Genomic DNA, 25,882 nt, shown 5'->3' with positions numbered 1-25,882 from the left:
TTTTATCTCTCCTTAAAATCTGTTACTCGCCATCCAAAAAATATTTTCATCATTACCTTCTGAAATTTATTAAAATGTTGGTCACAATATATGGTTGCCGAGTATACATTACCTATCTGTAGTTTTGAGCCGTTCTTTATCTTCCTTACGGATACATTATTTCCCCAAGGCATAGAAATAGCCGTAACTGGTGGACTTAATTTGTCTGCCACTTCATATGCTTTCTTTATAACATTTTTGTCCGTATATTCCGTACACTTCTGATTAATATCCTTTATGATAAATGGTTCTTGAACACCGATGCAAACATAATCGTTTGGCTTAGACATAAACCATCCACGCTTACAACATTTGCAATTTTTACAGATCATGTAGTTTCACCTCTCTTTAGTTTTTGATTTCGTATCTCTCTCGATTTTTCTTGTTTCGCCATATACCATATCTACATTTTGTGATGCAATAATCTTTGTACTTATTGTTAGCGAATTGGCAACCAGGACAATAAGAATTACTTAGATATTTACTTTTTTCGATTTCTTCAAAATACTCTTCTGCTCTAGCTTGTTTCTTTGTTTCTCTTCGCTTTTTATATTCAATTATTGATCGTTTTATGTTCATAAATTTTTCTCCAAATATTTAATATATCTATCCCAAAGTCCAATACAATGTATATACTCCTTACCACGTAACCCCTTTAGTTTCATATCAGCCTTAATACTATCAAGAGGTTTTCTTCTATTAGCCAAGGATTTAATGAAGTTATTTGTGGCGTGGGAAACGGTTAAAATGCGCTCTGATGGGATTTTTTCAACAATATTTTTATACTTGATTAAGTCTTCATCTGATATCTTATAATCCTTATTTTGAGGTAAATTCCTACTTGAAAATGGACTGATATTTGAACCACTTGTTCGTGGTTTCAGTAATGGGATAATTTTGCCAGAATCGGCATATTTGAATTTGAAAAGAACTTCTGAATCACTTTCTTCTATGTCATATACATTACCAAGATTTTCTTCTTGTATAGTATTGATAATATTATGTCCACGCTGAAGGCTTGGAATGTAAGCTAGTAATGTACTACCTGTGTCATGGAATATCATATTGCCGTGTTGACAGGATATATACATATCTATATCCTCATACTGACCGTTTGGCTTGCGTGGAAAATCATTTGTATTTTTATCAATAGGTACTTTCAGACGATAGATACCCTTAAACTTGTCGGTTAAGTATGACATTAATTGCCCCACTCCCTCTCTTTATCATCTGGATATCTAATGTTATCTCGGTGTGATGCTGCATTGCAGAATGCCATAAGTGTGCCACCTACGAATACGCCTACTATAAATGAGATTGTTGCTGTTATCATATTGAAACTCCTTTCAATCGCAGTATAAAATTATTTTGTCTTGAGCAAGGGATTGCTGTACATCAATAACTCTTTGATTTTTTGAGCCTCTGAATTTGAGTGTAAGATCTTTTTGCTCATCTATATATTCTCCATCTACAAGAACATCTACATTACCTACTATTTCCCAACGCTTCTTTAATATTTCTTGTAAATGTGGTGCAAAATTACTGCCAGGTAATAATCCATCTTCTGAGAATGGTCTACATTGTTCAAAGATGTATCCTGTATATAACCAAATTATTTTGTCTGGGAATCTTCTGTTAATTTCTTTAACAAGAGATAGAACTTCATCAAGATTTTGTTCAGCTAAACATTCGCCACCAAGAAATGAAACTCGTTTAATATATGGTCTGTCAATCAGTTTTATAAACTTTTCTCTTATTTCTTCTGTCCACTCTTTGCCACCATTAAAATCCCATGTCTCAGAGTTGAAACAATTTTTACAGTGGAACGGACATCCTTGAACGAAGAGGGAGACACCAACTCCCTCTCCATTGGAAATATCAAGATTGCGCATACTTGCATATCTCATACTATTCCTCCTCGATATCGTCAAGGTGTGGTACTCTATCATGAATATCACCAAGTCTACCCTGATTCCATCCATTACGTGCTGTTCCTTTATATCCGCAAGTTCTACGAGTAATATCCATAGTTCTTACATCTCTATTACCACAGTTAGGACATTCCCATACCAGCTTTCCGTCTTCATCAATAAGCTTGATTTCTTTATCCCATCCACATTTTTGACAATAATCACTCTTGGTATTCAGTTCGGCATACATATTATTGTTGTAAATAAATTTTATTACTTCAAGTACAGCAGGAATGTTGTTTTCCATGTTTGGACATTCTATATATGAAATACTTCCTCCTGGGCTTAATCTCTGGAATTTTGCTTCGATACGAAGCTTCTCGAATGCGTCAATATTTATAAATACAGGAATATGATAAGAGTTTGTAATATATGTACGATTTGTAACTCCTTTGATAACGCCAAATCTTTCTTTAAGTTTCTTTGCAAACTTTTCCGTGGTCGCCTCTAAAGGTGTGCCATACAAGCTATAATCAATGTTTTCTTCTGCTCTCCACTGGGAACATTTATCATTTAATGCTTGCATTACTTCCAGACCAAACTTCTCTCCAATCCCTTCATCACAATGATAGTGACCTGTCATATATTTTACACATTCTGCTAGACCTGCGTAGCCAAGTGACAAGGTTGAATAACCACCAAAAAGTAACTGATCAATGGATTCACCCTTTTTAAGTCTTGCAAATGCTCCATGTTGCCAAAGAATAGGTGCAACATCAGATTTCGTTCCACGTAATCTCTTGTGTCTAATTTTTAAAGCTTTATGGCACAATTCTGTACGTTCGTCAAATATTCTCCAAAACTCATCAACATCCCCACCTGATGATAACGCAATATCTGGTAATGAGACTGTTACGACACCAGTATTAAATCTTCCATAGAACTTTGGTTTATCATTTTCATCATGCCATACTGTTAAGGCACTTCTACACCCCATTACAGGATAGCAATTACCATCTTTCATTTCTTTCATAACCTTTTCCGAGATATAATCAGGGGTTAATCTCTTCATAGAACACTTGGCAGCCATCTCAGTAAGATACCAATACTTATCTCCTTCATGAATATTATCTTCCTGAAGTACATAGATAACTTTTGGGAAAGCTGGTGTGATATATACACCTTCTTCATTCTTTACACCAAGATAACTCTGACGAAGTTCTTCTTCAATTAATATGGCTAAATCGTCTTTTTCTCTCTGATTATGTGCTTCATTAAGATACATAAATAAAGTAATAAATGGTGCTTGCCCATTTGTCGTCATGAGAGTCGTGATCTGATACTGAATTGTTTGGATTCCTTTTTCAATCTCTTTCTTTAATCTTTTTTCAACAACTGTATCAAAGTCCTCTTCTAAAATTGCCCCTCTTGCACATCCCAACAAGCTAATTTCTTCATTTAACTCTTTACGGATTTTTTGTCTTGAAATGTCTACAAATGGGGCAAGATGTGCCAAAGAAATACTCTGCCCCCCATATTGACTTGAAGCAACCTGCGCTATAATCTGAGTTGCGACTGTACATGCAGTTGAGAAACTGTGTGGCTTTTCTATCATAGTCTCGCTTATTACAGTTCCGTTCTGTAACATATCCTCAAGATTGATAAGACAGCAGTTATTCATATATTGAATAAGATAGTCAAGATCATGTACATGAATTAAACCATCATCATGAGCCTGTACAATCTCAGGTGGCAAAATATATCGTCTTGAAGCATCTTTACTTACAATTCCTGCTAAATAATCTCTCTGTGTTGTATTAAGTCTTGGATTTTTATTGGAGTTCTCATTATTCCAATAATCACTTTCTCCACTTAATAATTCTGTTATTTCTGTATCAATCGTATTCTCGTTCTCTCTCTGAAATTCACGAATACTTCTATACCCCTCATATGCTTTTGCTGTTAATCTCTGCTTCTTTGAAATTAGTTTATCAAATACTATTGTCTCTATATCTGATACACTCAGCTCATCTTTGTCGGCATACTCAGTTTCAATCTCATTCGCAATATCTTCAGCAACCTTCGGCTTGATAATACCCGATCCGTTTTTCATAGCCTTTAAAATCGCAGAAGAAATCTTTGCTTTGTCAAAATCAACTTCTGAACAGTCTCTTTTAATTACCTTCAAACCTTATCTCTCCTTTTCTGTCTCTACTTTGTTTTTTTCTTCGTTATCAACTTCGTCATTGATTCTATGTAGAACTCCCAAACCTTTATAATACCTTTTATTTATAATACCTTTTAAATGAGTAACTTGATATACGATCATACTTATACCAATTGTTAAACACATACATAAAATCGAGACTAACACCATAAATATAGCTATTGTATCTGTATCCATAATTCACCTTCCTTTCACCGTTGAAACTATTCTTCAAATCTCACTTGAAAATGAAAGAAAATATATCATCGTCTGCTAATAATCCAGCCCTTTTACACATATTATTGTTCTTATTAACATTTTTCTCATCTTTACCTTTGATTTCAATCTTGTAGCCAAGAGCCTTCTCAATCTCTTCCTTGGTCATAACCTTTGGCTCAACCTTGAGCGACCACATATCTTTGTGAAAAAGATCATATAACATATCTTCAAAATCATTACTTACTCCAAAATTCTTAATCTGGAAACCATCTTTCTTACTGTAAGTGCCATATTCACACTCATAGGTCTTTCCATTCTGGTCGGCTAATCCAACCATCTGATAACAAAACATATCTTTATCCTCCTATATAATATTGCCACTGCACTCACTGAGATTCAGTGTCCAATAGTGCAATGTATCATCATAATTAGCATCAGTGGCTATCCTCTGATAACTACTAATCTTATATTCTCTGTTATCACGAGTTTTTGCTGTAATGTAACCATCAGGTCTGCTTAATAGCTCTTGCGCTAACTCATGACTTGTCATAATGCTCACTAACTAATATTTCCTCCTTGTAAAAAATCTTTTATGTCGTACCAGTTATTACATCTGACACCCTTCCAATTTTTATTCCATACATATTCATCGCCGAAACAAATATTAAACATGGCATTTGAAGTAATCAGGTTATTGTATGAATCATCAATAAATATACCGTCTTGCATATTAATATGACTCTTATCTGTATACTGCTTTAGATTTACACCTATAAAATCACAATAAGGTAAATTCTCCTTAACCCAAATTGATTTACCATACAGATTTGGACTATAACCAGCAGAAACAATAATTATCTTATAAGTTTCTTTCAGTTCATCTAATATCTCCTTCGCCCAATCCATATAAGTGATATATTTAAAAAATCTTGGTTGATTAAAATATGTATCTATATATTCAGGCTTGGCACAATTACACTCTTCAAAATTCCATGTCTCAACTTCCCACCATTTAACAGGTTTAAAATCTTTGTAATATTTAAAATCTTCATTATACATCTGACATATAGTTGCGATAGTGTTAACCACGCACCCATCGAAATCTACATAAAGTTTCCTTATATTAATCACCTCACAATCAGATCAAGTAAATCTTTGTAAAATCTGGATAATACATCTTCATTATCGGTATGTATTCTTATCTTCAATGGCTGAGATATATCTAAGCTAAATATTCCAAGTATTGATTTAGCATCAATTACATACCTATCTTTCAAGATATCTATGTCTTCCTCATAACTAAGTGCAATCTCATTTAATTTCCTTGCTTTTGCAATAGTATTTATGTCTATCACATAGGTATCATTAATCATTTCTATGCTCACTTTTAATACAACCTCACTATTTGATTTATTTCATACATCTCATCGACTGCTTTGGGCAGTTCAAATTGTGTCCCACATTTCATACATTGACACTTGTATGTCTTTTCATTTTTCTTACATTCAATTATTCGATAATTTTTATGCTTACAAAAAGTTTTAAACATTTTCTTTTGCCTCAGACATATATATATCTTCATGTTTTATGACTGTTATGATTTGTTTCATATGATTAATTGCTGTCGATATATATTGATTATTATCAACATGCCATGACTTGTCATAATCTATATTCGGATATATTTTTATAAATTCCGTCTCTTCCTTATCATAGTTTTCTTTCCAATTGTCAGAATTTGAACGACTTTTGGAACGAACGATTAATTGGTCTGAATCACAATCAATCCATATATCCACTAATCGAAGATTGGGAATGTCCTTTGTAGATTCAATTAAATCTGAAAAACCGCTTGGATTGATAATATATATATCACTGTTCATCAACTGCTCCTTAGTAGCGAATGAACAATAACCTGCTCTTTCTGTATATGCCACCATATCATCTCTATACTTATCTACATCATCGGCACTGATAAATGTATGGTCATAACTGTCTCCTATCTCACTCTGCCTTCTTGTTCTTGTCGTATATGACTTTAGAATTTTTAAGTTTAAATCTTTGGCAACTGCATTAACAATAGTTGACTTACCAGATGCGGTTCTGCCAACAATGCAAAAAACTGTATGCATTTTTTCCCTCCTTATTACCATGTAACAGCAATATCAATCTGATATGGATCACTATTAGCGAATCCACCAGTATCAACGACAATTGCAGTCCCTAAACTTGTTTCCACTAATGATCCTCGTGGGTATACATCAAGATTTGCTGCACACATAATATAATTCCCAAGCATTTTACAGCCATCTTTCCTTACCCAATATTCATCTGTATTTCCCATGCTGCGCATAATATCTATGCAACCTGACATATCAAGGTTATAATATGTCTCTCGTTGAGAACCATAATAATTAACACCGCTTGATGCAGTTAATATCGAACCATTATAAGCAGGTGTTGAATACTCTTCAGATTCAAACACAGTTTCAATAAGCTCATTTTCTTCAGAATCTGAACTTGTGTCTTGCGAGTCATCTTCTTTGTTTTCTTTCTTACTATCAGATTCAATAGCCATTACATTCTCAACAGAAGGTAGATTATTTACACGCTCAATATGACCTATATAAAAATCCACTACTTGTTGTTCTACTTTTAATCTTTCGTTTTCTTCTTTTGTTTTCGTATCTATAGTGGTTTCAAGCACTTCGATGTAGTCTGACTTGATATCTAAGGCTGTTTGTAACTCATCGCACTTATTCTTTACAGAAAGGTAATTGTAGTGCATTGCGCAAACACCCAAGTACATTACTGCCATTAACCCTATAGACACACGTTTATAGTTCAGCTTAATTTACTTCACTTCCTTTGTATTTATTTGTGCCATTTATATATTCTCTTTTTTGATTGAAAAAATTTATGAAATCATTGATATAAACTGATCTTCTGATATAATAGGAATATTTAATGATTGAGCCTTCTTGTTCTTGGATGATGTAGAATTCACATCGTTATTTATAAGATATGAAGTCTTACTTGAGATAGATCCAGATACTTTACCACCATAAGATTCTATTTCTGATTTAAGAGCATCACGGTTGGAATAATGTTCGAGTGACCCAGTTATAACAAATATCAAACCGTTTAGTAATTTATTATTTGACGTATGACAAATAGGTTCTTTGAATTCAAAAATAAATTCTTTTGATAAATCAATTATCTTTGAATCATTCTTGTTCCAATAATCTATGATAGATTGCCCTAATGTTTCACCAATACCATTAATGGCTGTAAATGAACTTTTCCCATCGACCTGTATATTGTCAACAAACACATCAAAATTATAATCACAAAATTCGGCTATGTCTTTGCTGGCTGATTTACCTACAAGTGGAATTGAAAGTGCATAAAGGAAACGCTGAAGATTAGTAATACGAGATTTCTCGATAGAATTAAGAAGTTTTTCAATTGATTTCTTACCGAAACCATCAAGAGATTCTAGTTCTTTCTTGTGATCCGACAAATGGTATATGTCCTGTATTGAATTAAGTAATCCTAGATCAATTAATTTATTTATTGATGCCTCTGAGAATCCATCAATGTTAAGTGCATCTCTTGACACCGCATGACTTAGTTTACCAAGAAGCTTACCCTTACAATTATCATTGGTACACATCAATACCTGTGAATCATTATCTTTTCTAATTTCTGTTGGTTGACCACAAATAGGACATTTATCTGGAATTTTTATATATCTTTTATTTACACTTTTTACACCTACTTCTGCCCATTTTACTTGAGGAATTATCAGGTTAGCCTTACATACTCCCATTCTTTGTCCAACCCAAGGAGTACCCATGATCTCCTTCATAACTGAAAGATTATGTAATGATGCTTTTTCAACTATTGTGTCCTCTATCTCTATAGGTTCAAAGATGGCTACAGGGGTTAATATACCCGTCTTACCCATAGTAAAATCAATCCTTTTCAGAGTTGTTTCTACTGAATTATTTGGAGCTTTCCACGCCGTTGCTCCTCTAAAATGATGAGAAGTTCGTCCCAAGGATTCACCGTACTTAAGATCATCAAACCTAAATACGACTCCATCTTGAGGCAAGTAAAGGTCATGTGCATATTTTAACATAGTATTAATCATTTTTTGACACATATCCCCAATACATATGAATATTCCCGAATGAGGAACAACATCAAATCCAAGCAGTGTTGCTTCTTTTAAAGTATCATAGAATGAATTATCATCAACATCAGGTTCTGCTCCCTCAATAACTTTCCATGCATACCAGGATAACCTTCTATCTTTCACAACTGATGTATCAAGGCTTGATAAAGTACCTGCTGTAAGATTGCGACTATTCTTAAACTCTCCGTTTTTATTAATCTCGGCAAAATCATCAAGTTTTATCAACGCTTCACCATCAATTACATAAGTTCCTTTCTTGTTAATGTGTAATGGTATATTCTTAAACTGCTTTATATGTTCAGTAATATCAGATCCAACTATACCATTTCCTCTCGATTCTGCCCTAATTAATTCTCCATCTTGATAAGTAAGCCTACAAGAAATTCCATCAAGTTTTACAGAAGCAACAAGTTCATGCTGATTACCATCTGCAAATTCCTCAATCTCTTCAACTGAATGAACCTTATCAAGAGATAACATCGGAACAGTATGTGTCACTTCGTTGATGCTGTCAAGAATTGCTGCACCAACATTCTGTGTTGGGCTATTAGACAATACTATTCCAGTCTCATCTTCCCATTCTTTAAGTTCGTCTAATAACTGATCAAACTGGCTATCACTCATAATAGGATTACCTGTATTATAATATGCATCAGACGCTTCATTCAACAATCTGACTCTTCGTGCTATATCAAACTTATCCATTATCATCTGCCTCCTCTCCACAATACTCTTTTAAATATGTAATTGCTTTATTCTCCTCAATAAAAAACGGATCTAGTTTCTTTTCATGTGCGATCCATCCAAGAAAATTCATCATGAGCTGACAATATCTCCAATCAGGAAAATATTTCTTCCATATTCTATTGAGTTCTGCCGTAAACTTATCTATTCGTGCTAGACTTCTAATTTTAATCACCTCACTTATTTCTATTTAACTTCAACATCTGGAATAACTCTTTCTGGATAGAACACTAACTGATAATGATACTTATCTGTGCTTGTCGGTTCTGTCTGTTCCATAACATAGCATGTCCAATCATTTAAGTAGATATAATCTTTATAATATGTATCTTCGCCTGTCTTGATTGTAACTACTAGCTCATTGTTGCTATTATTACTAAGGCTCATATAACCTTCAGCTTCCAACATAATAGTGTCAGTTCTTGCGTTAGTCACAGTGATCTTTCTGTACAGATTAAATTCGTCTCCATCCTTTGATAGATTATGGTTTACTATGTCTGCTGTTCTACAACCAGTTAGACTAAACACCAAACAAATCATGAGAATTATTCCAATTATTTTCTTCTTCATTTTCTATTATCCTCCCATTGAAATGAACATTTACTTGTGTACTTCATAAAACCATTCATTGTATAAATCATATCTATTTTGAATATTAAGCCAATTAATTTCCTTATTATTATCCTTTGCCCATTTAATAAAATCAGTAATCTTTCCACAACAACCAAACTCAGGGCAACCTGCACGATAAATACAATGAGGAACTAACACATCTGATTCATAAGGATGTGTCTTATGTAATTCAATTTTGAAGTCTTCTGCCAATTCAACTGCTTCTGGTGTAGCATTGCCACACAATCTTTTTCTCCAACTATCAATAAGGTTTTGCATATTAGCATAGCCATCAAAATTAACCAATGCATCTTGTGGTTTCTTACCTCGTGGAGTATCATCAACCAATCTATCATCTCTTTGTGAGCTAATAAATTTTTCAAATTTATGTCTCGACCACTCCGTACTCAACCAGTAATAAATACTTTTCCACGACCAATCAAATTCAAGTAATCTAATTGGCGAATGTTCAGATATAAGCAACTTCTTTTTAAAAGTGTCTGTTGCTTCATTCTCTGTAAAATCTTTATTATCCGTGGTTCTACAATGATTTTTTACTCTCTTCCAATCATCACCGAACCAGTTAAAAACTGTTTTCATTTTAATTCTCCTATTTTTTTAATCTATTCATAAGAAATAATGGATTCTTGTTATTTACATTTATCTAATTTTTCTTCCAACTCTTCTATTTTATCTTCTAAAATCTCAATTCGATTTTTAAGAGTATCATTTTCATCTTCTAATGAAGTAATATCACCATCTTTTTCCTCTAATTGCCATTCTAAATCCCGATATTCTTCGTCTGTATGTTCAGGAATCATCTTATCCATTTCATAAGCCAAATCTTCATTAAAATATTCTCTGATTATTTTAGAAACATCTTCCAAATCTCTAACTTCTTCCCAGTTGTCATTTATTAATACCACTTAATCACCTCTAATCTTCGCAAGAAACTGTTTCTTCTTAACCTATCTCTCATCAACCAATTCTTCTAACACACCACCAACTTCAGCAACAATAATTCCTACTGCTAGTGGAATAATCGAACCATTCACTAATGTTACAATTCCACCAATTACTCTGATTGCTGATTTCCCTAAACTAATAAATAAATGTCCTTTACTGTTCATTTCTAATTTCCTCCATAACTTCTTCTACTATGTATCCACAATTTGATTCTATAGAAGCAATCTCTTCATATTTAATATTGTATTGATTTAACTTATCAATAATTTCTTTTCTCACTTCTTTTGCTTCGTCTTCATTCTGGAATCTTCCTTCGTTCTCATAAGAATGGTGTCTTGTGAGTAGATAATTCCTATTATTATATGAATTAAATACATTCAGTACAGTCTTATTAAAGTCTTCTCCCAACACTTCGTCAGTGTTATATACGGCACTTAATATTAAAGGAGAGTCAACAATCATAACTTGTACCTTATCTTTCACACGTCCCATTTTGAATGACTGTTTACCAAAAATGTATTCCTGATGCTTAAATATCTCACCATTATTTTCATATACCTTATCCTTGGCAAATTCTGAAACATATTCAGCATTGATACCGTGTCTTTTTAATTGTGCTGTAATATCCATTGCACAGGTACTTTTACCTGATGATGGTTCACCAAACAAATTTACAACAATTGTGTCCATTTTTTGTTCTCCTTTTTTGTTATTACTCTCCTTATCTTCTACATCTCACACTTCCACCAGCATCTATATCACCTGATACGTTACCACAAGTTACAGAACCACCTGCGTCTATATCTCCTTTGACATCCCCACTGACTTCACAACTACCACCGCAATCAATACTTCCTGAATTGCCGTAAACTTCTACTGATCCACCACAATCAATTTTGTTTACATCTCCTTCGATAGTGACTTTAATATCACCACTATTACACTCTTGAATTGTTTTACCATCTACAATAACCATTCCATTGTTGATGACAACATTAGCTCCTGAACATGTGATTGTTTTACCATTAATAGTTATTCTGTTCATTTTTACCTCCTTAATTTCCACAAGAAACTGTCGTTTATTACCATTTTAAAGTTTAACTTCTCCATTTTTCCATCTCTGGATGTCATACATTTCTCTTGATTTGCTTGTCATAGTTGCTTCAATAACATTACAATCAAGTAAAACGTTCAAAGCTAATGGTAATTCGTCAATTAGAATATCTTTAGGTTTGTTTTTCATATTTAAGATTTCTTGAATTGTATATACATCAACATGCTTGTAAGTGATTTTTTGATTGTTTCTTCAAGATACTTTTTCTGAGTCTGCAATCCAACAACAATTGGGCATCCTGTTTTAGTTGCTTCCATAATAAGATGCGTTGTTTTTCCACAACCTCTTGGTACATTAAAAATTTCCATATTAATTTATTCTCCTATCTTATAATTTTTCTACAATAACTCTGTATTTATCATCTTCATTGGTTTCAAAATTGTGATATTTAATCACAAAAGAGTTTTCATCGTTATCCTCACACTTGCAGCTAGTATATGTTCTTTCTTCATCAAGAACGTCTCTTTCACTAATTCCTGCTTTTAAATCTCTAATTACTTCGTTCATCTGAATCATAGTCTTTGTTCTCCTTGTAAAATTTCATTATTCTTTCATATAACTCAAGTGAAATATTTATTTGTCCTTTCTCCCAACGACTAATTGTTGTTTTGTTACATCCAACATAAAATGCAATTAATCCCTGAGAAATTTCTTCTTCTCTACGCCATTTTCTAAATTCCTCATTTGATATTTTAGCTTCTGGAATTTCTGACCAAGCATAAACATCAGTTAATCCGTTTGTTGTACATGCATAAAAATCATGCGGTATAATATGTATCCAAAAATTTTTATCTTTAATTTTTTCGAAAAATCCATTACCGCCTATAAATTTTATTGTGCTTGGGTCATAAAAACCAACTAGCACTCCATGATTTTTGGTGTATAATAATAATTGTGTACTCGTAGGTGGATAATCTTTTTTAGATTTTAGTTCATGTATCATTTATTGTACTCACCTCATTTCTATGTACAATATATAGTTGTGTACCATTACTACCGCTACTATATATTGTATATAACTTCAAAAGAAATCCGTCTTTCCTTGGCTTTTTGAATCTCTGAAACGCCCTATTTATGGGCATTCCAAGGTTTGAGTTATTTCCAAATTCCTTGTTTTAATTTTTCTTTTACAAACTCATTCTTCATTTCATAAATATCAGTATCACATGCATTACATACTCCATAAATTTTCTTACCATCAAATTCATAATGATAACAGTTTGAGCCACAACCACACGGATTTAGTGAGTCACTAGAGTAGTAACACCAAACCTTCCCATCATCTTTGTAACATTGTGTCTTTCGTTTGTCTGTGATGGAATTAATCAACTCATTCAAATCTGTCAATTCAATATTCTCTTTTTCTAACTTGTCACAACACTCACATGCTTTATTGAATAGCTTTTTCATTTTAAAGAATAAATCAACAACCTTTTCATGTGACATCTGTCTCAAATCTTCATAACATTCCTTGTCTGAAAACATTGTTTCCACATCTCTTAAATGCTCTCTCATTACATCACAAGCAATTGCACAAGCTTCATTAACTTTCTCAATCGTTTTATCTCTGTTAGAGCCAGCATAATATTCAATTTCTGCAATCGCATCTGCTGATGTTTCAAGATCTAAAATACGAATAGCCTCTTCTATTGATATGTTCATATAATCTCCTTCATATCATAATTCTCTCTTATATAGTCACATAACTCTTGTATTGTGGTCTTGATGTGCTCATCATCCTTTAGGCAAGGATGAATATTACACATACAAGAACCTTTTGTACCATTTTCTTTGAACAGCTTCCAGTTGAATGTAATCCACAACAGAGGAATTTTAGTAAGATTTTTCGTAAATAATCGTGTTAAAATTTTCATATAACATTACTCCTTCTTTTAATTCCTATTATTGGTTGTATGATACCAGCTAACTCTAATTGTCTTATAGACTTTCTGAATACATAATCAATATTTTCTGTACTTTTAATAGTTCCATCTTCTTCAAGATGCTTATTGGGAATCCATACATTTTGATTTGTATGATTAATCACAAATCTCTTTGCTTTCATATTTTTATATTTTCTTGAAACCAAATTTAGAGGGATATTTTTATAATACTGAGTTTCATAATTCACGACTTTTACCTCCTACCATATTATTCTCTCTATCGAAGATAATTCTTTAAGAAATATTCAAAATACTCTCTGATAAATAGTCCTGAATATTGATTGTTTGGCATAAACATAACTGGAATATTATATTTAAACCAAAAGCTGTGTATTGATGCAATGAATGATTTTCGATTATACTTTGTATCATAATTTCCTGTTGCAATATCTTCATAAGAAGCGTTTTCAATCAACAGAACTTTTGTTTTAAGTGCAAGACATAATTCTTTTTCAAATCTATCACGCTCTTTTGTCAGATTACCACTTATCTCTTCAAGACTTGCTTTTCTCTCAATGACACATGAATTTGTAAAATACAAATCACGAAGTATTCCAAGCTTTTCATTAGCTGAGATCATGAATGAATAATCACCATAGCTTAAAGCTTTCTTTTTATATTTAATTTCTTTTCTATCAAAATAATCCGTAATGTGAGAATTGACTTTCTCTCTTGTGTCAACAAGGATTACAATGGAAGATATTAACTCTTCCATTTCCTTATCTGTGTACTTATATTTGTTAAATATCGTCTTCATCCTCCTCAATATCATTTTTTATTACAAATTTGCTCAACCAAAATTCAAATTTATCAGGTACTTCTTTATAAATTTTTTTACCTGTAACTGGATTTATTTCACCAGTTGGTTCTTTTTTATTCTTTTTTTCAAGGGAAATAATATATAGAATAGTACCTAGATCAAATGGATTTCGATTATACTGACTTGTCCACATTTTTACTTCTCGTGTTTTACCACTATAGATTTCAAAAAGATGGACATTTACAATAGATTTTTTAATATCAAGTTCAGAAACATAATATAGACGTTTACTTACTTTAGAATCCGAGTCACTGACAATACCAAGAACTTCTCTTTGATTATCAAGTCTTTCCTTTAAAGTTAATTCTCTACAAGGAATTTTAGAAATCAATTCCTTAATAATTTGTTCAGAGTCAAGTTTATTAAATTGTTTGGCTGTCTCATTTCCATGTTTTACAAGTATATCAAATGGAATATTATTCTTTTCAGCTTTATCTTTGGAGATCTGCTTCGCACCATTTAACAAATCATATAATCTTGTAATCTCAAGTAAAGTATTTACATCACCATATTTCTTAAAATAATTGATTCTAATGAGTTTGTTTACAATGGTCTTATTAATTGAATTTGAAAATAATGCAGTTAATACATCAGTAAATGTTTTATACTTCGACTGTCCTAATTCATAAAGGGTATCAACAACCCCTTCACCAAAGCCTTTTACACTTGACAAATTTGGATATATTAATTTATTTTCTTCATTAATTGTCACTTTTCTGTTATCTGCACCAAATTCATAATCGCCTAGTTTATATCCCCAAAATTTAATTGCTTCTTTAACAAGAGCGTCTATCTTATCCTTCTTATTCTTTTCCTGATAATGATTGATTGCTACTTCATAAAATGTTTTAGTATGATGTGCTTTGAACCATGCTTGATAGGCAGAATCTCCACCCATTGAATAGGCATGTGGAGAATTAAATGCGTAAGATCCAGAAGACTCTATTACATTCCAAACATTATGAAAATTATCTGTCTTACCGATTTCTGCTTTCCAACCTTCTATTAATCGTTCCTGTAATTCTTTTAACATTTCAGGATGTAATTTATATTTCTTTTTTGAAATATTTTTAATAACTCCATATGTTTCTGCCATTTTCAATTCCAAGAATGATAATACTTTCATAATAGATTCCTGATAAATCATGAAATGTGCAGTATCAGATAATAAATCATCAATCTTTTTCTCGCCTGTAGTATATGGCTCACGATTCAAGAATGTGCTAAGTAATGACGCAAAACCTGGTCGAATTGCTGCAATGAAACTACTTAACTCTGCTAGATTTTGCGGTTTATACTTCTTCACTCGATTAGTGGTCGCTTCTTTCTCACACTGATTAACACAGCATGTAATACCATTAGCATAAATATCCCATGTTTTTTTATCACCATCAATCATATGTCTTAGTTCATCAAATGTCGGAACTTCCATGCCAATGCTATGAAAAAATTTATATGTAAGATAAACACTATCTACAATAAGAAAATCTTCTTTTACATATCCGAATTCATCAAGATAACCACCTTCAATAGCTGCACATACTGTTCTTTTGCCAGTTGATTCAGAAACAGCACTTATTAATCCTACTTCTCTACGAATATCGCCATCAAAGATAAAATGACCACAAGCATGTACTTTTAAATTGATTGTGATCCCTTGATATTCATTACTCTGTTTGAATAACTCTGCATACTCTTCTGGGATATAATCTTCTACATGAATATCATCCTTTTCATCTTCATCTGCATATTTTAATGCCTTATTATATTCATCAAGATACTTTGAAATCTGATTCGCATCCTCTGGTTTAACTTCGTTTGCACCAGCATATAACTGCCAAGCTGCCTTTTCTTTAAGTTTTTCTATTGCCATTAATGGGTAACAGCCATGTTCCCCTAATAATTTTCTTGCTGCTTTAACAAATGGTTCTTGTGTAGCAACATTCAAATCAATATCTGGCATCTGACCAGCTAATACACGTTCCTTAGTCAAGAATCGTTCAGGATAAATAGGAATATCAGCATTGAATCTATCAACAGTTGTAAGTCCTAAAAGTTTATTTGTTATAAATGATGCAGCACTACCTCTTGAAGTAGTTGTTAAAATACCACCTTCATTTTTTATTGCGTCATCTACAATAGCCTTACTTGTTAAGAAATAATCCACAACACCAGCTTCCATAACTTGCTTTGCTTCATATCGAATACCATCGGCTTTTTCTTTTGATTTTTCTTTTTCTTTTGCGTAAGCTTTATTAAGAACATCTTTGTAAATTTTACATTTTTCTTTATAGGTTTTTCCTTTGTAAACACTCGGAATTTTAAATTTTCTATCAAGAACAATTTCTTCACATTCTGCTACAAAAACATTTGTATTCATAATTGCTCTATATATTTCTTCTCTGTTTAAAACACCTTGTTCTTCAAATCTTTTAATGACTGTTGGAGTATCAGGATAATCGAGATACCACCCCTCTTCATCTGGATAATTAATATTTTTATATTTCAGAATCTGATCACGTTTAACTGCATTTTCTTCTTTAACATAATGACTATCAAGACCACATATAATCTGAATATTATGTTCTTTTGCAATTCTTAAAATCTTTTTATTAAGTTCTTTCTGCTTATCAGTGTTGTGATACTGAACTTCTAAAAAGAAATTATCTCCGAAATATTTATGTATTTTAAGCCATATATCTTCTGCATCTTTATAATTCCAACCTGCAACACAAGCTGACGTTACAATCACATTGTCCTTTGGAATATTAAATAATAATTCCAAGTCAATACGTGGCTTATAATAATATCCATCAATATTTGCCATAGATAAAGCAAAATTAATGTCTCCACGACCTTCAGCATTTTTAGCTGCTACAATCATATGACAATTTGCTCTATCTTTTTCTTTTCTATCTTTTACCCAATATACTTCAGATGAATGTATATATTTAAGATGTTCACTCTCAGCAACTTTATATACTTGGAACTGATTGCCTTGTGAACCATGTTCGCCAGAATATAAACATTTTGTTCCAAACTCATGTACTCTATCAGCGTATGCATTAATTGATTCAGCACAATCTGGGGTAGATGTATTACTAAAATCTTTATGGCAATGATAATTTTCAAGATATAAATTTTTCACATAATCTTCTGCGGAATAAGGAAATTTAAACGTTAATGTTGGAATAATTTTTTTAACTAATTCAATATCAGAAATATCAAGCCACCTCCTTAATCTCATCACATATTGCTTTTAATACAAATTTTCTACCAAAAAATCCCGAATCAAGTGTACATACAATTTCCAACTCATCATTCATCATCGAATGATCCTCCATCTCGTCAAATGAACCATCAAAATTCCATTTGATAATTTGTAGATAATCATTTGGTTTTATTACAAGATGTTTATAGTCACTCATTTGACCGATTTCATATTCATCAATACCATCAATAAATACTTTTACAGGCTTAAAATTTGTACCAGATATTTTATCTATCTTCTTTATATTCTCTACAAGTTTGCGAGTAACATCTGAAATATTAATCTGAATATCTACATTTATAGAAGTGTCAGATTCCAATTCTGGAAGAGTTTCTTCTATATATAATGCAAACTTATCAATGTCAGATTTTTTTATAGTAATACCACTTGCTAATTCATGTCCATCTGCTTTTGCAAAACCACTGTCGTTACAAATCTGGCGAAAATCATCTACCCCAATTGCTCTCATTGAACCAGAAAATGTATCCTTAATGTCTTTTAGAACAAGAATAGGTTTTTGATACCTTTCCAATAACTTATTTCCAAGTAATCCACTAACACCATAAGGTGTATCTATATATGTAATAATCATCTTCTTGTCTACTTGAGTATCGCATTGTTTCAACACATCGGGTAATAATCTATCTACTTCTTTGTTTTGTTCTTCCTTGCATTTTTTTAATTCTTTCACGTAAGCCAAAACCTGTTTATTTTCGTCTTCCAAAAATGCTTTCATAGCAATTTCATTTTTACCCATGCGATTACTTGCATTGACAATTGGTGCAATGCTGAATGCAATAGCGGTACTATTAAACTCAAAGCCACCAACAATTTTCTTAACTGCTGGATTATATATCTTCTCTAATCCCTTAGATACAATATATCTATTCTCCATAACAGTCATATCCATCATATCTCCAACAAGACCACATGCAGCTAAATCAACAAGTTCATCTGCATAATCTGTAAGATATTGTTCATCAAGATATTTACAAAACTTCCACACAACACCTGCACCTGATAGTTGGGCATTTTCATAATTCCTCTGGGAAGATACAAGAATTACATAATCATCATATGATTCTTTCTCCTTAATTGCATGATGATCGAGTACAATTACATCTACTCCCATTTCTTTTAATAACTTATATTGAGATATATCTTTATCCAAACTATCTACAATAATAAGTAAATCAATGCCTTCAAACTGAGATAAATCTTGCCCAATCAAACCATGCATTTTACCCTCATCAATATAAGTTTTAATGTTATCAGTAGAATACCTGAAATACCTGGTCATTATTGTTCCTGATGTAATTCCATCTAAATCTGTATCAAATAAAATTCCAATACGCTCATTATTTACAATTGCTCTATCTACTCTTTGATATGCTTCGTCAATACGAAGTAATGAATCTAGGGGAAGCAAATCATCTTCTGTAGGAGTCAAAAAATGTTCAACATCATTAATTCCTCTTTGACTTAAAATCGTATCAAATACTTCATCCTCATACATTCCACGACAATCATTTAGTATTCTATAATTCGTCTTCGTCATCCTCATCTCCAATCATTGTTATTTCATTCTGCAAAATATTTTCTAAACATTCTTTTCCTAAATCAGATGGCGAAACTTTATCCTTATATCCTCGTCCAAAATAATTCCAATATCCAAGTTCTATCTCTGTGAACCTAGAATAATTCTTTATCATGTCAATGTTTCTCATAATATTCTCTAATCCATATCCTACGTCATGCAGGAAAATTATCTTTTTGGGATTTAATTCGAGTAACATTTTGACTTGTTGAATAGAAATAGATCCGCTTCCAAGAGATACACAATTTCTTATCCCATAAGAAAAGCATTGCATACAACTCTTTTCCGCTTCAAAGATGTAGATAGTATTATCTACTAAGAATTCATAATTTTGAGAATAACCAAATAATGTTTGACTCATGCTGCAAGGTACAGCATAAAAGTATTTCATCTCACCATCAGCAACATCATAATTAAATCGTTCTTTAACACCCATAAGCTGTCCATACTGATTTCTTATGGGGATAACAATGCCTTGTGACTCTACATCATATCTTATACCAAAAAAATTTTGTGAAAGAAGTGATATATTATCAGCAAGAAACTTTGTATTCCCACAATGAACATAGCAATTTAAGATGGAATCATCATATGTATTGACTTTATTTGTTCTTCGTTTTCTAATCTTCTCATAAAATCCTCCAAAAATTCCTCTATTATCAAAGAAATCATAGTAATCTGTAATACCTAATGCATGTCTTACTTCATTAAGGACATCTATGAATTCAACTTTTCTTTGTTCAATAATATATGAAAAAATATCCTTTCTGATATTTCTTGCATAATCTATAATGTACAGGTATTCATTGTTTTCAAGATTGATTACTATACTTTTCTTTGAAGATTTCTCATCTCGCCCAAATGAAATATATTTGGGACGAATTACTATGTTACAATAGCCAAAATGTTCAAGAACATCTTTTAGCTTATCTGGGTGATTTATCAGTTCTTTTTTAACATCAGCTAACATATATCACTCCATAATTTGTTATTTTATTTCACCATGTCGAGGACGGCATTGTGCCACTTCACGGAAAATGCAATGATCACCATCATATTTCAGTAAATATGCAATGCCATTATCGCTTGAATTAGCACCACTACGGCATTTCTCTGTAAAACACATTCGCCATACTGCATTAGGATCTGGTTTATATTCTTCTTCTATCCATTTATCATTAACTTTTTTGAGCCTAAACGGACGACAATAGTATTTACTTTTTTCGTCCAATTCTTCCGCATATACAGTTCGCATTAAGAATAAATTTTCCAAAATTTCCTTAATTTGCTTTGCATTACTCAAACAACTTGCATCAAGAAACAGTTTACCCTTCATGTATTCCGCTAACTGGACAGAAGCAAGCATAATCAAATTATATTTTTTTGCTAATTTATCAAGTTCTCGACTATCTCTTACAAGTGATAAGTCTTGTCTGGCAGATGAAAAATCTCCTTCTTGAATTTTGAATGTGTCATATAACACAGTATCATATCCATGTCTTAGAACATTCTCACGAATTTTCTTTTTAACCACTCTCATATCTGCATCATTGATTGAAATAAATTTGACTCTTCCTTTATAATTCTCTCTCCAAAACTTCTGAACATCCGTTAGTTGTTCTCTGCTTTCTGCATTTATATCGCCAGATGTCATTTTCTTTTTTGTAAGTTTGAAATATCTATTGCGCTTTCCAAGCAACCAGACCATGAATTTTATCTTGAATTTTTTGATATTCTCCTCATTGGAGATAATAAGAATTTTTCGATCATAATGTAGAAGTGCCATCAGAACTGTAATCCACCAAGTAGACTTACCTGCACTGGAGAAACCACCCATCATAGTAAGTGTCCCTTCAAGTAACCCCATTATCTGTCGTGATAGAAAAGGAAAACAATTCATTTCCTCCCCATTTTTATCATATCCTGCTATATCAAATGGAACACCATTCTCTTCACCATCTTTACAAGATTCAATAAATTCATCATCAAAATCTATTTCTTCCTCTTCAAGAATCTTGCTACTATATCCTGTACCATAACTGGATATACGAGCTTCATACCAATCTGTGACTTCTTCAGCAGTCATTTTTCTAAATAACTTTAGCGGAATTACTTTCTTATCTCCTATTGTTATTTCTTGCAGAAGATTAAAACCATCTTTATACATGTTTATCATAATATTCTCTCTATAAAGAATATCTATGTATGTATCAAAATTCTGAGTATTGATAATATCAATCTGGTGTTGAATTGTTTCCCAACCACCTTTATCCTCAAATTTTTCAATAACTTCTTGATTCATATTAGACAGAATAGTAATTTCATCCAGAGAATAAAATCCCTTCTTTCGTAAATTTTTCAATAACGAAAAATAAAAAAGACCATCTGCTGTAACAAAATCTTTCTGCTCAAATGTTGTGTCGTCAAGTAGAAGCATATCTTTGAAGAAACAACTAATGACATTACCCTCTATCTCAATCCTACCTTTTAATAATTGAGCAGGATACTTTTCTTTCACACCTGTAATAAATTCACTTATGTCAATCACCTACACTTTCTTCAATTTCAGATAAACTTCTACGTTTATTTCTTCTCTTATAGTTTATAATTGGCATATCTACATTCACCTCTTTGGGCTTTTCAGGTTCTTTCATCTTAAAATCAGCAATATTATTTTTTAGTATTGCAGCGAAGTATCGAATCTTTGCATATTCACTTACAAAATCTTTTTCAAGAACCTTTGTTATATACTCTTTATTCTCTATTAGATATGCCAAAATATGTTCATAAGAATATATCTCCAATAAAAGATTTATCTCTTTGAACAGTGCAGAATTTAGAACTTTATATCCAAATATCTGATTAATGCACTCATAAGTGTTATCTTTTACTTCTCTCTCGTGCAATACTTTTTGATACTCAGCTTCATTGCAATAGTAGGTGTTTTTACCACCTACTACTACTTTGAATGCTTCATTTCTATCTACCTTAGTACCGCACAGTCTGCATTTTACCAGCATGTGCTATACCTCACTAATTCATCATGTCGTAGATTCTCTTTAATCCATCCTCGTCAACATCGTTGAGTTTACCATACTCAGCAATTACATTCTTGACTGATGCCTTGAGTTCTGCATCCTTACACTCCTTATACATCTTACGGATAACAGCATCTAAATCATCTGGATATGTAGATGTCTCCTCTACTGTCGTTTCAACTGGTGTGTCAATGTCGTCAATATCATCCTCAATCGGATCTGAGTCTACCGACTTCTCTTCCTTAATTGGAGCTGTCTTCTTAGATGTAACCTTCTTTGATTCAGATGTTGTAGCATCAACACGTCCATTCTTGAGTGCGGTTTCAATAGTATCAATAAATGTCTGTCCCATATTTAACTGATCAAATGGAATATACTCAGGAATTGATAAATCCTTTAATCTACCACCTGCTTCTACAATCTCATTGCCACGGAAGTATAATCTACGCTCTGTCTCTTTAACATAACGCTTTGTACTATCACCTTCACCTTTCTCTTCGATTTCTCTGTCAATAAGTCCTGTTGCGATAATATCAAAGCAATCTGCGACTGCACTCTCATAATCAGCAATAAGAGAAGAACCTAATCTCTGAAAACCTTCTTCATCAAGAGAAGCCTTATCTTTGACAGTCTTTAACTTTGTATGACCAATCATCCAAGGCATAATTCCTGCATTATATAAGTCATTAAGGAACTTCTTTACAAGCTTTGCACACTCTTTCTCGCCATTTGTATATCCACCATAAGCAGCTTTGATTGACTTAATCTTCTTACCATTCTCAAGAATAGATAATCTGATTACCTCTGATTCTGCAATCCCGAAAAACTCTTCTGCACTATCGAAACACACCATCTCGACATTGTGTTCATTACCTTTCTCTTTAATAAGCCAATCCTTAACCTCTACTAAATCTTTCCATGTATTAGCGTGAGTAGTAAAGATATTATCAATCATATTAGTACCATGTTCCATTCCACATGATACGAGCAATCCTTTTTCTGGATCTCCAAACTTCGCATTAATCATATCTGCCCATAAGCTCGTCTTACCAAACTTACGAACACCCATAATAAATCCTGTAATCTTATTAATCTCTGTTGCTGATCTCTGTAACATAGGTTTCTTCATTAATATAATTCCTCCATATTTTTATTTAATTTTGAGAGAGGGCAAATGCCCTCATCTCTTTTAAAGTTCATCATCGTCATCTTCAAATAAGTCTTCTGTTCCTTCAGGAACTTCCTCTTCGAGTGGCTTGATAATCATATCGTCCCCAGTGTAGACTGTATCCTGTCTGCCCTTAGTAAAGCCCTTTGCTGGTTTTAAGAACTGATACTCTCTAATTCTTTCACCGTATACACTTCCACCAAGTTCAGTACGAATATCATCCATAGTAATAAGACCACACTCTAAATCATCCTTCTGTTCATCAGTGAGCATATCTTCTGTAATCTCTGTCTTCTGTGCTCCATTCAGCATATTAACAACAGCCCCATATTCCTTGAATGTGTCATCATCAACCATAAATTTATGCTTAATTGACTCTGCTCTCTTCTTGGCTTTTTCATCTGCATCCTCTGAAGGAACTGGAATTGTAATTGTAACTGGCACAGGGATATTGCCCTTACGATTATTGTCATATTCCATCATGTAACCATTTACATAATATTTACCCTTCTCCTCAACACTCATATCATCTAAGCTCTCAGAGTTAAACAAAATATTGATTGTTGCTGTAGATACCTCTTCTGCGTCATCTGCCGCAAGATAAATACGATTAGGAACATAAGATTCATATACTCTCTCGTTTTTATCTGAATACTGGTATTCACCATTTCCACGAATAAAGAATTTCTTATCAGAATACTTTCCACTTTCAATTACCTTTTTGATAAAATCAATAAAATCCCACTCGGAAATAAACTCATGTCTTCTCTTATTACTCTTTTCAAGTTCGGCATTTACATCTGTTTCGCTCTCAAGACCAATCTCTTTTAACTCTTCGTCTGTAAGACTTGTACCTTCCTTAACCTTTTCAGCAGCTTTCTCAAGCTTATATCTACGACCAGGCTTCTCAAGATCAAAGATAAACTTCTTGAATTCGGCAACCTCTGCTAATTTTGGAGAAGTAAGTCTCTCTTTGAATGGAATCTTTAATGACTCTCCCTTAACCTTATTACCATCTTCATCTACACCACTCTTAGAAAATGTGTACACATCACCATGTCCATCTGCGAAAGCACCAGATGTAACAGTAAGCATATGTCTGTTGTCACCACAAGCAACATTGAACATTAACTGCTTACGAATCCAACCAGAGTCAAACTGTTTCTCCTGATAAGGATGAAACTTGTCACTCTCCTTACTAATGCTTAACTTTCCTGTCATTTCAAAATTCATTAAATGAATCCTCCTTATAATATGTAATAAAATTTTTTGATAACTATATTTGAACAGTCTTACGACTGGAACACAGAAGTTAATTTATGTAAACATCTATGTATAATCAGTGATTTTTGAGTATAAAAACCCAAGGGTATGCTGTTCTTCCACCCATACAAATGTTTTCTGCATTTATTTATTCTCTTATTTGTCACGTATTTTATATATTATTCGTGACATTTTGTTTTGGAATTTTTGAACTGAATCGTTCAAGACTGATTAGATATTATCTAAGATATTTCCTGTTACTTCATACATTTCCAAATCATTTAATTCACACCATGATTCGAAGTTATCTCTCTGAACATACCAACCAACATTCATTCCGAGAAATTCATTCTCACCATTTCCATAAGAGACTACATTATATAATTCTCCGTTTAGAATGTCGTTTTCAAAGATTAACTTACCATTCTTATCATGGCTGCCTGTACATCTACACAATGTCTTTGGATCTATTTCATATTCTCTAAACACATTTGGTAATCCCCAATCTGTCATCTCATCACAAATGATATAATGACATGTCTGAACAGGATTTCTATCATAATCTTCTTTAAAACAATATGTAGTCTCTTGTTTACTCGCATAAAATCCTGTAATCCATGTGTTAGAATTTAATAATTTTGCTTTACATAGCTGCGTATCTAAATTCTTCATTTTCCACCACTTATATTCTCTAAGTTAGCAACCACCACTTCAAGTGGTGGTTTATTATCAGCCCTCCAAAGGGCTATTGTTACTGCTCGCCCCAAAGGG

The 25,882-nt window shown here is 32.6% G+C and carries 35 protein-coding genes; all 35 read right to left on the bottom strand.

Going from position 1 to position 25,882, the window contains the following annotated elements; genetic code table 11:
• Positions 1–2 precede the first annotated feature (2 nt).
• The 35 genes from AB5150_RS00175 to AB5150_RS00005 all read right to left on the bottom strand — a co-directional run bounded on the left by AB5150_RS00175 (position 3) and on the right by AB5150_RS00005 (position 25,783).
• Positions 3–329 carry a hypothetical protein gene (locus tag AB5150_RS00175; protein ID WP_368290991.1) on the bottom strand — a complete coding sequence of 109 codons (327 nt, stop codon included), beginning with the start codon at positions 327–329 and terminating at the stop codon, positions 3–5.
• Positions 330–387: 58 nt separating this feature from the next.
• Positions 388–618 carry a hypothetical protein gene (locus tag AB5150_RS00170; RefSeq protein ID WP_368290990.1) on the bottom strand — a complete coding sequence of 77 codons (231 nt, stop codon included), beginning with the start codon at positions 616–618 and terminating at the stop codon, positions 388–390.
• Positions 615–1,241, bottom strand: coding sequence for a hypothetical protein (locus AB5150_RS00165; protein ID WP_368290989.1), 627 nt, complete (start codon positions 1,239–1,241; stop codon positions 615–617). The genes AB5150_RS00170 and AB5150_RS00165 overlap by 4 nt, the downstream gene beginning before the upstream one ends.
• A complete protein-coding gene (locus AB5150_RS00160; protein WP_368290988.1) occupies positions 1,241–1,372 on the bottom strand; it encodes a hypothetical protein in 132 nt (43 codons plus the stop codon). The genes AB5150_RS00165 and AB5150_RS00160 overlap by 1 nt, the downstream gene beginning before the upstream one ends.
• 13 nt (positions 1,373–1,385) lie before the next feature.
• A complete protein-coding gene (locus tag AB5150_RS00155) occupies positions 1,386–1,946 on the bottom strand; it encodes a 4Fe-4S single cluster domain-containing protein (protein WP_368290986.1) in 561 nt (186 codons plus the stop codon).
• Between the two features lies 1 nt (position 1,947).
• Positions 1,948–4,137 (bottom strand): anaerobic ribonucleoside-triphosphate reductase, encoded by a 2,190-nt coding sequence (nrdD, locus tag AB5150_RS00150; protein ID WP_368290985.1) that lies wholly within the window; start codon positions 4,135–4,137, stop codon positions 1,948–1,950.
• Between the two features lie 3 nt (positions 4,138–4,140).
• The gene (locus AB5150_RS00145) at positions 4,141–4,353 is read right to left on the bottom strand and encodes a hypothetical protein (protein WP_368290984.1); all 213 of its coding nucleotides are present in this window, start codon (positions 4,351–4,353) and stop codon (positions 4,141–4,143) included.
• Between the two features lie 40 nt (positions 4,354–4,393).
• The gene (locus AB5150_RS00140) at positions 4,394–4,726 is read right to left on the bottom strand and encodes a hypothetical protein (RefSeq protein WP_368290983.1); all 333 of its coding nucleotides are present in this window, start codon (positions 4,724–4,726) and stop codon (positions 4,394–4,396) included.
• Between the two features lie 206 nt (positions 4,727–4,932).
• A complete protein-coding gene (locus tag AB5150_RS00135) occupies positions 4,933–5,505 on the bottom strand; it encodes a hypothetical protein (protein ID WP_368290982.1) in 573 nt (190 codons plus the stop codon).
• Positions 5,502–5,759 (bottom strand): HPr family phosphocarrier protein, encoded by a 258-nt coding sequence (locus AB5150_RS00130; protein WP_368290981.1) that lies wholly within the window; start codon positions 5,757–5,759, stop codon positions 5,502–5,504. Before AB5150_RS00130 ends, AB5150_RS00135 begins: the two co-directional genes overlap by 4 nt.
• Before the next feature lie 156 nt (positions 5,760–5,915).
• Positions 5,916–6,506 carry a hypothetical protein gene (locus AB5150_RS00125; RefSeq protein ID WP_368290980.1) on the bottom strand — a complete coding sequence of 197 codons (591 nt, stop codon included), beginning with the start codon at positions 6,504–6,506 and terminating at the stop codon, positions 5,916–5,918.
• A gap of 14 nt (positions 6,507–6,520) precedes the next feature.
• A complete protein-coding gene (locus AB5150_RS00120; RefSeq protein WP_368290979.1) occupies positions 6,521–7,162 on the bottom strand; it encodes a hypothetical protein in 642 nt (213 codons plus the stop codon).
• Positions 7,163–7,291: 129 nt separating this feature from the next.
• Positions 7,292–9,280, bottom strand: coding sequence for an NAD-dependent DNA ligase LigA (gene ligA, locus AB5150_RS00115; protein ID WP_368290978.1), 1,989 nt, complete (start codon positions 9,278–9,280; stop codon positions 7,292–7,294).
• Positions 9,273–9,395, bottom strand: coding sequence for a hypothetical protein (locus tag AB5150_RS00110; protein WP_368290977.1), 123 nt, complete (start codon positions 9,393–9,395; stop codon positions 9,273–9,275). Before AB5150_RS00110 ends, ligA begins: the two co-directional genes overlap by 8 nt.
• A 110-nt stretch (positions 9,396–9,505) precedes the next feature.
• Positions 9,506–9,889 (bottom strand): hypothetical protein, encoded by a 384-nt coding sequence (locus tag AB5150_RS00105; protein ID WP_368290975.1) that lies wholly within the window; start codon positions 9,887–9,889, stop codon positions 9,506–9,508.
• Between the two features lie 30 nt (positions 9,890–9,919).
• A complete protein-coding gene (locus tag AB5150_RS00100) occupies positions 9,920–10,531 on the bottom strand; it encodes a hypothetical protein (RefSeq protein ID WP_343087447.1) in 612 nt (203 codons plus the stop codon).
• A 50-nt stretch (positions 10,532–10,581) separates the two neighbouring features.
• The gene (locus tag AB5150_RS00095) at positions 10,582–10,857 is read right to left on the bottom strand and encodes a hypothetical protein (RefSeq protein ID WP_343087448.1); all 276 of its coding nucleotides are present in this window, start codon (positions 10,855–10,857) and stop codon (positions 10,582–10,584) included.
• Between the two features lie 42 nt (positions 10,858–10,899).
• A complete protein-coding gene (locus AB5150_RS00090; RefSeq protein WP_290987858.1) occupies positions 10,900–11,061 on the bottom strand; it encodes a hypothetical protein in 162 nt (53 codons plus the stop codon).
• The gene (locus AB5150_RS00085) at positions 11,051–11,587 is read right to left on the bottom strand and encodes an AAA family ATPase (protein WP_368290971.1); all 537 of its coding nucleotides are present in this window, start codon (positions 11,585–11,587) and stop codon (positions 11,051–11,053) included. Before AB5150_RS00085 ends, AB5150_RS00090 begins: the two co-directional genes overlap by 11 nt.
• Before the next feature lie 31 nt (positions 11,588–11,618).
• On the bottom strand, positions 11,619–11,942 hold the full coding sequence (locus AB5150_RS00080) for a hypothetical protein (protein ID WP_368290970.1): 324 nt from the start codon (positions 11,940–11,942) through the stop codon (positions 11,619–11,621).
• Between the two features lie 45 nt (positions 11,943–11,987).
• Positions 11,988–12,140: a hypothetical protein gene (locus AB5150_RS00075; RefSeq protein ID WP_368290969.1), complete on the bottom strand. Its 153-nt coding sequence runs from the start codon at positions 12,138–12,140 to the stop codon at positions 11,988–11,990.
• A 2-nt stretch (positions 12,141–12,142) separates the two neighbouring features.
• Entirely contained in the window at positions 12,143–12,319 is a 177-nt protein-coding gene (locus AB5150_RS00070; RefSeq protein ID WP_368290967.1) for a hypothetical protein, read from the bottom strand.
• Positions 12,320–12,338: 19 nt separating this feature from the next.
• The gene (locus AB5150_RS00065; protein WP_368290966.1) at positions 12,339–12,527 is read right to left on the bottom strand and encodes a hypothetical protein; all 189 of its coding nucleotides are present in this window, start codon (positions 12,525–12,527) and stop codon (positions 12,339–12,341) included.
• Positions 12,502–12,954, bottom strand: a complete 453-nt coding sequence (locus AB5150_RS00060; RefSeq protein WP_368290965.1) for a helix-turn-helix domain-containing protein — start codon at positions 12,952–12,954, stop codon at positions 12,502–12,504. The genes AB5150_RS00065 and AB5150_RS00060 overlap by 26 nt, the downstream gene beginning before the upstream one ends.
• A 152-nt stretch (positions 12,955–13,106) precedes the next feature.
• Positions 13,107–13,673, bottom strand: a complete 567-nt coding sequence (locus AB5150_RS00055) for a hypothetical protein (RefSeq protein WP_368290964.1) — start codon at positions 13,671–13,673, stop codon at positions 13,107–13,109.
• Between the two features lie 208 nt (positions 13,674–13,881).
• Complete coding sequence (locus AB5150_RS00050; RefSeq protein WP_368290962.1) at positions 13,882–14,142, bottom strand: hypothetical protein; 261 nt, start codon at positions 14,140–14,142, stop codon at positions 13,882–13,884.
• Between the two features lie 29 nt (positions 14,143–14,171).
• Complete coding sequence (locus AB5150_RS00045; protein ID WP_368290960.1) at positions 14,172–14,711, bottom strand: ERCC4 domain-containing protein; 540 nt, start codon at positions 14,709–14,711, stop codon at positions 14,172–14,174.
• The gene (locus AB5150_RS00040; protein ID WP_368290959.1) at positions 14,695–18,021 is read right to left on the bottom strand and encodes a PHP domain-containing protein; all 3,327 of its coding nucleotides are present in this window, start codon (positions 18,019–18,021) and stop codon (positions 14,695–14,697) included. Before AB5150_RS00040 ends, AB5150_RS00045 begins: the two co-directional genes overlap by 17 nt.
• Positions 17,999–19,603 carry a DHH family phosphoesterase gene (locus AB5150_RS00035; RefSeq protein WP_368290958.1) on the bottom strand — a complete coding sequence of 535 codons (1,605 nt, stop codon included), beginning with the start codon at positions 19,601–19,603 and terminating at the stop codon, positions 17,999–18,001. The genes AB5150_RS00040 and AB5150_RS00035 overlap by 23 nt, the downstream gene beginning before the upstream one ends.
• Positions 19,584–20,612: a hypothetical protein gene (locus AB5150_RS00030; protein WP_368290957.1), complete on the bottom strand. Its 1,029-nt coding sequence runs from the start codon at positions 20,610–20,612 to the stop codon at positions 19,584–19,586. The genes AB5150_RS00035 and AB5150_RS00030 overlap by 20 nt, the downstream gene beginning before the upstream one ends.
• Before the next feature lie 18 nt (positions 20,613–20,630).
• On the bottom strand, positions 20,631–22,190 hold the full coding sequence (locus AB5150_RS00025; RefSeq protein ID WP_368290956.1) for a DnaB-like helicase C-terminal domain-containing protein: 1,560 nt from the start codon (positions 22,188–22,190) through the stop codon (positions 20,631–20,633).
• Positions 22,183–22,662: a hypothetical protein gene (locus AB5150_RS00020; protein ID WP_368290955.1), complete on the bottom strand. Its 480-nt coding sequence runs from the start codon at positions 22,660–22,662 to the stop codon at positions 22,183–22,185. The genes AB5150_RS00025 and AB5150_RS00020 overlap by 8 nt, the downstream gene beginning before the upstream one ends.
• Positions 22,663–22,675: 13 nt before the next feature.
• A complete protein-coding gene (locus AB5150_RS00015; protein ID WP_368290954.1) occupies positions 22,676–23,809 on the bottom strand; it encodes an AAA family ATPase in 1,134 nt (377 codons plus the stop codon).
• A 60-nt stretch (positions 23,810–23,869) separates the two neighbouring features.
• On the bottom strand, positions 23,870–25,081 hold the full coding sequence (locus AB5150_RS00010; RefSeq protein WP_368290953.1) for a hypothetical protein: 1,212 nt from the start codon (positions 25,079–25,081) through the stop codon (positions 23,870–23,872).
• A gap of 261 nt (positions 25,082–25,342) precedes the next feature.
• Complete coding sequence (locus AB5150_RS00005; RefSeq protein WP_368290951.1) at positions 25,343–25,783, bottom strand: YopX family protein; 441 nt, start codon at positions 25,781–25,783, stop codon at positions 25,343–25,345.
• Positions 25,784–25,882 lie beyond the last annotated feature (99 nt).

Origin of the sequence: Coprococcus sp. RTP21281st1_F1_RTP21281_210402 (assembly GCF_040915325.1) — a bacterium.
GTDB lineage: Bacteria > Bacillota > Clostridia > Lachnospirales > Lachnospiraceae > Coprococcus > Coprococcus aceti.
The sequence above is the reverse complement of the archived record's forward strand: the minus strand, read 5'-3'. Positions and strand labels throughout refer to the sequence as shown.

Coding starts and splice junctions, on each gene's coding strand:
- AB5150_RS00160 (WP_368290988.1), bottom strand. CDS start 1,372: ATGATAACAGCAACAATCTCATTTATAGTAGGCGTATTCGTAGGTGGC.
- AB5150_RS00070 (WP_368290967.1), bottom strand. CDS start 12,319: ATGGAAATTTTTAATGTACCAAGAGGTTGTGGAAAAACAACGCATCTT.
- AB5150_RS00140 (WP_368290983.1), bottom strand. CDS start 4,726: ATGTTTTGTTATCAGATGGTTGGATTAGCCGACCAGAATGGAAAGACC.
- AB5150_RS00155 (WP_368290986.1), bottom strand. CDS start 1,946: ATGAGATATGCAAGTATGCGCAATCTTGATATTTCCAATGGAGAGGGA.
- ligA (WP_368290978.1), bottom strand. CDS start 9,280: ATGGATAAGTTTGATATAGCACGAAGAGTCAGATTGTTGAATGAAGCG.
- AB5150_RS00045 (WP_368290960.1), bottom strand. CDS start 14,711: ATGAAGACGATATTTAACAAATATAAGTACACAGATAAGGAAATGGAA.
- AB5150_RS00010 (WP_368290953.1), bottom strand. CDS start 25,081: ATGAATTTTGAAATGACAGGAAAGTTAAGCATTAGTAAGGAGAGTGAC.
- AB5150_RS00065 (WP_368290966.1), bottom strand. CDS start 12,527: ATGATTCAGATGAACGAAGTAATTAGAGATTTAAAAGCAGGAATTAGT.
- AB5150_RS00170 (WP_368290990.1), bottom strand. CDS start 618: ATGAACATAAAACGATCAATAATTGAATATAAAAAGCGAAGAGAAACA.
- AB5150_RS00110 (WP_368290977.1), bottom strand. CDS start 9,395: ATGATGAATTTTCTTGGATGGATCGCACATGAAAAGAAACTAGATCCG.
- AB5150_RS00005 (WP_368290951.1), bottom strand. CDS start 25,783: ATGAAGAATTTAGATACGCAGCTATGTAAAGCAAAATTATTAAATTCT.
- AB5150_RS00020 (WP_368290955.1), bottom strand. CDS start 22,662: ATGCTGGTAAAATGCAGACTGTGCGGTACTAAGGTAGATAGAAATGAA.
- AB5150_RS00060 (WP_368290965.1), bottom strand. CDS start 12,954: ATGATACATGAACTAAAATCTAAAAAAGATTATCCACCTACGAGTACA.
- AB5150_RS00165 (WP_368290989.1), bottom strand. CDS start 1,241: ATGTCATACTTAACCGACAAGTTTAAGGGTATCTATCGTCTGAAAGTA.
- AB5150_RS00105 (WP_368290975.1), bottom strand. CDS start 9,889: ATGAAGAAGAAAATAATTGGAATAATTCTCATGATTTGTTTGGTGTTT.
- AB5150_RS00075 (WP_368290969.1), bottom strand. CDS start 12,140: ATGAAAAACAAACCTAAAGATATTCTAATTGACGAATTACCATTAGCT.
- AB5150_RS00090 (WP_290987858.1), bottom strand. CDS start 11,061: ATGAACAGTAAAGGACATTTATTTATTAGTTTAGGGAAATCAGCAATC.
- AB5150_RS00120 (WP_368290979.1), bottom strand. CDS start 7,162: ATGCACTACAATTACCTTTCTGTAAAGAATAAGTGCGATGAGTTACAA.
- AB5150_RS00145 (WP_368290984.1), bottom strand. CDS start 4,353: ATGGATACAGATACAATAGCTATATTTATGGTGTTAGTCTCGATTTTA.
- AB5150_RS00015 (WP_368290954.1), bottom strand. CDS start 23,809: ATGAAGAAACCTATGTTACAGAGATCAGCAACAGAGATTAATAAGATT.
- AB5150_RS00030 (WP_368290957.1), bottom strand. CDS start 20,612: ATGTTAGCTGATGTTAAAAAAGAACTGATAAATCACCCAGATAAGCTA.
- AB5150_RS00035 (WP_368290958.1), bottom strand. CDS start 19,603: ATGACGAAGACGAATTATAGAATACTAAATGATTGTCGTGGAATGTAT.
- AB5150_RS00125 (WP_368290980.1), bottom strand. CDS start 6,506: ATGCATACAGTTTTTTGCATTGTTGGCAGAACCGCATCTGGTAAGTCA.
- AB5150_RS00080 (WP_368290970.1), bottom strand. CDS start 11,942: ATGAACAGAATAACTATTAATGGTAAAACAATCACATGTTCAGGAGCT.
- AB5150_RS00100 (WP_343087447.1), bottom strand. CDS start 10,531: ATGAAAACAGTTTTTAACTGGTTCGGTGATGATTGGAAGAGAGTAAAA.
- AB5150_RS00085 (WP_368290971.1), bottom strand. CDS start 11,587: ATGGACACAATTGTTGTAAATTTGTTTGGTGAACCATCATCAGGTAAA.
- AB5150_RS00175 (WP_368290991.1), bottom strand. CDS start 329: ATGTCTAAGCCAAACGATTATGTTTGCATCGGTGTTCAAGAACCATTT.
- AB5150_RS00055 (WP_368290964.1), bottom strand. CDS start 13,673: ATGAACATATCAATAGAAGAGGCTATTCGTATTTTAGATCTTGAAACA.
- AB5150_RS00040 (WP_368290959.1), bottom strand. CDS start 18,021: ATGAGATTAAGGAGGTGGCTTGATATTTCTGATATTGAATTAGTTAAA.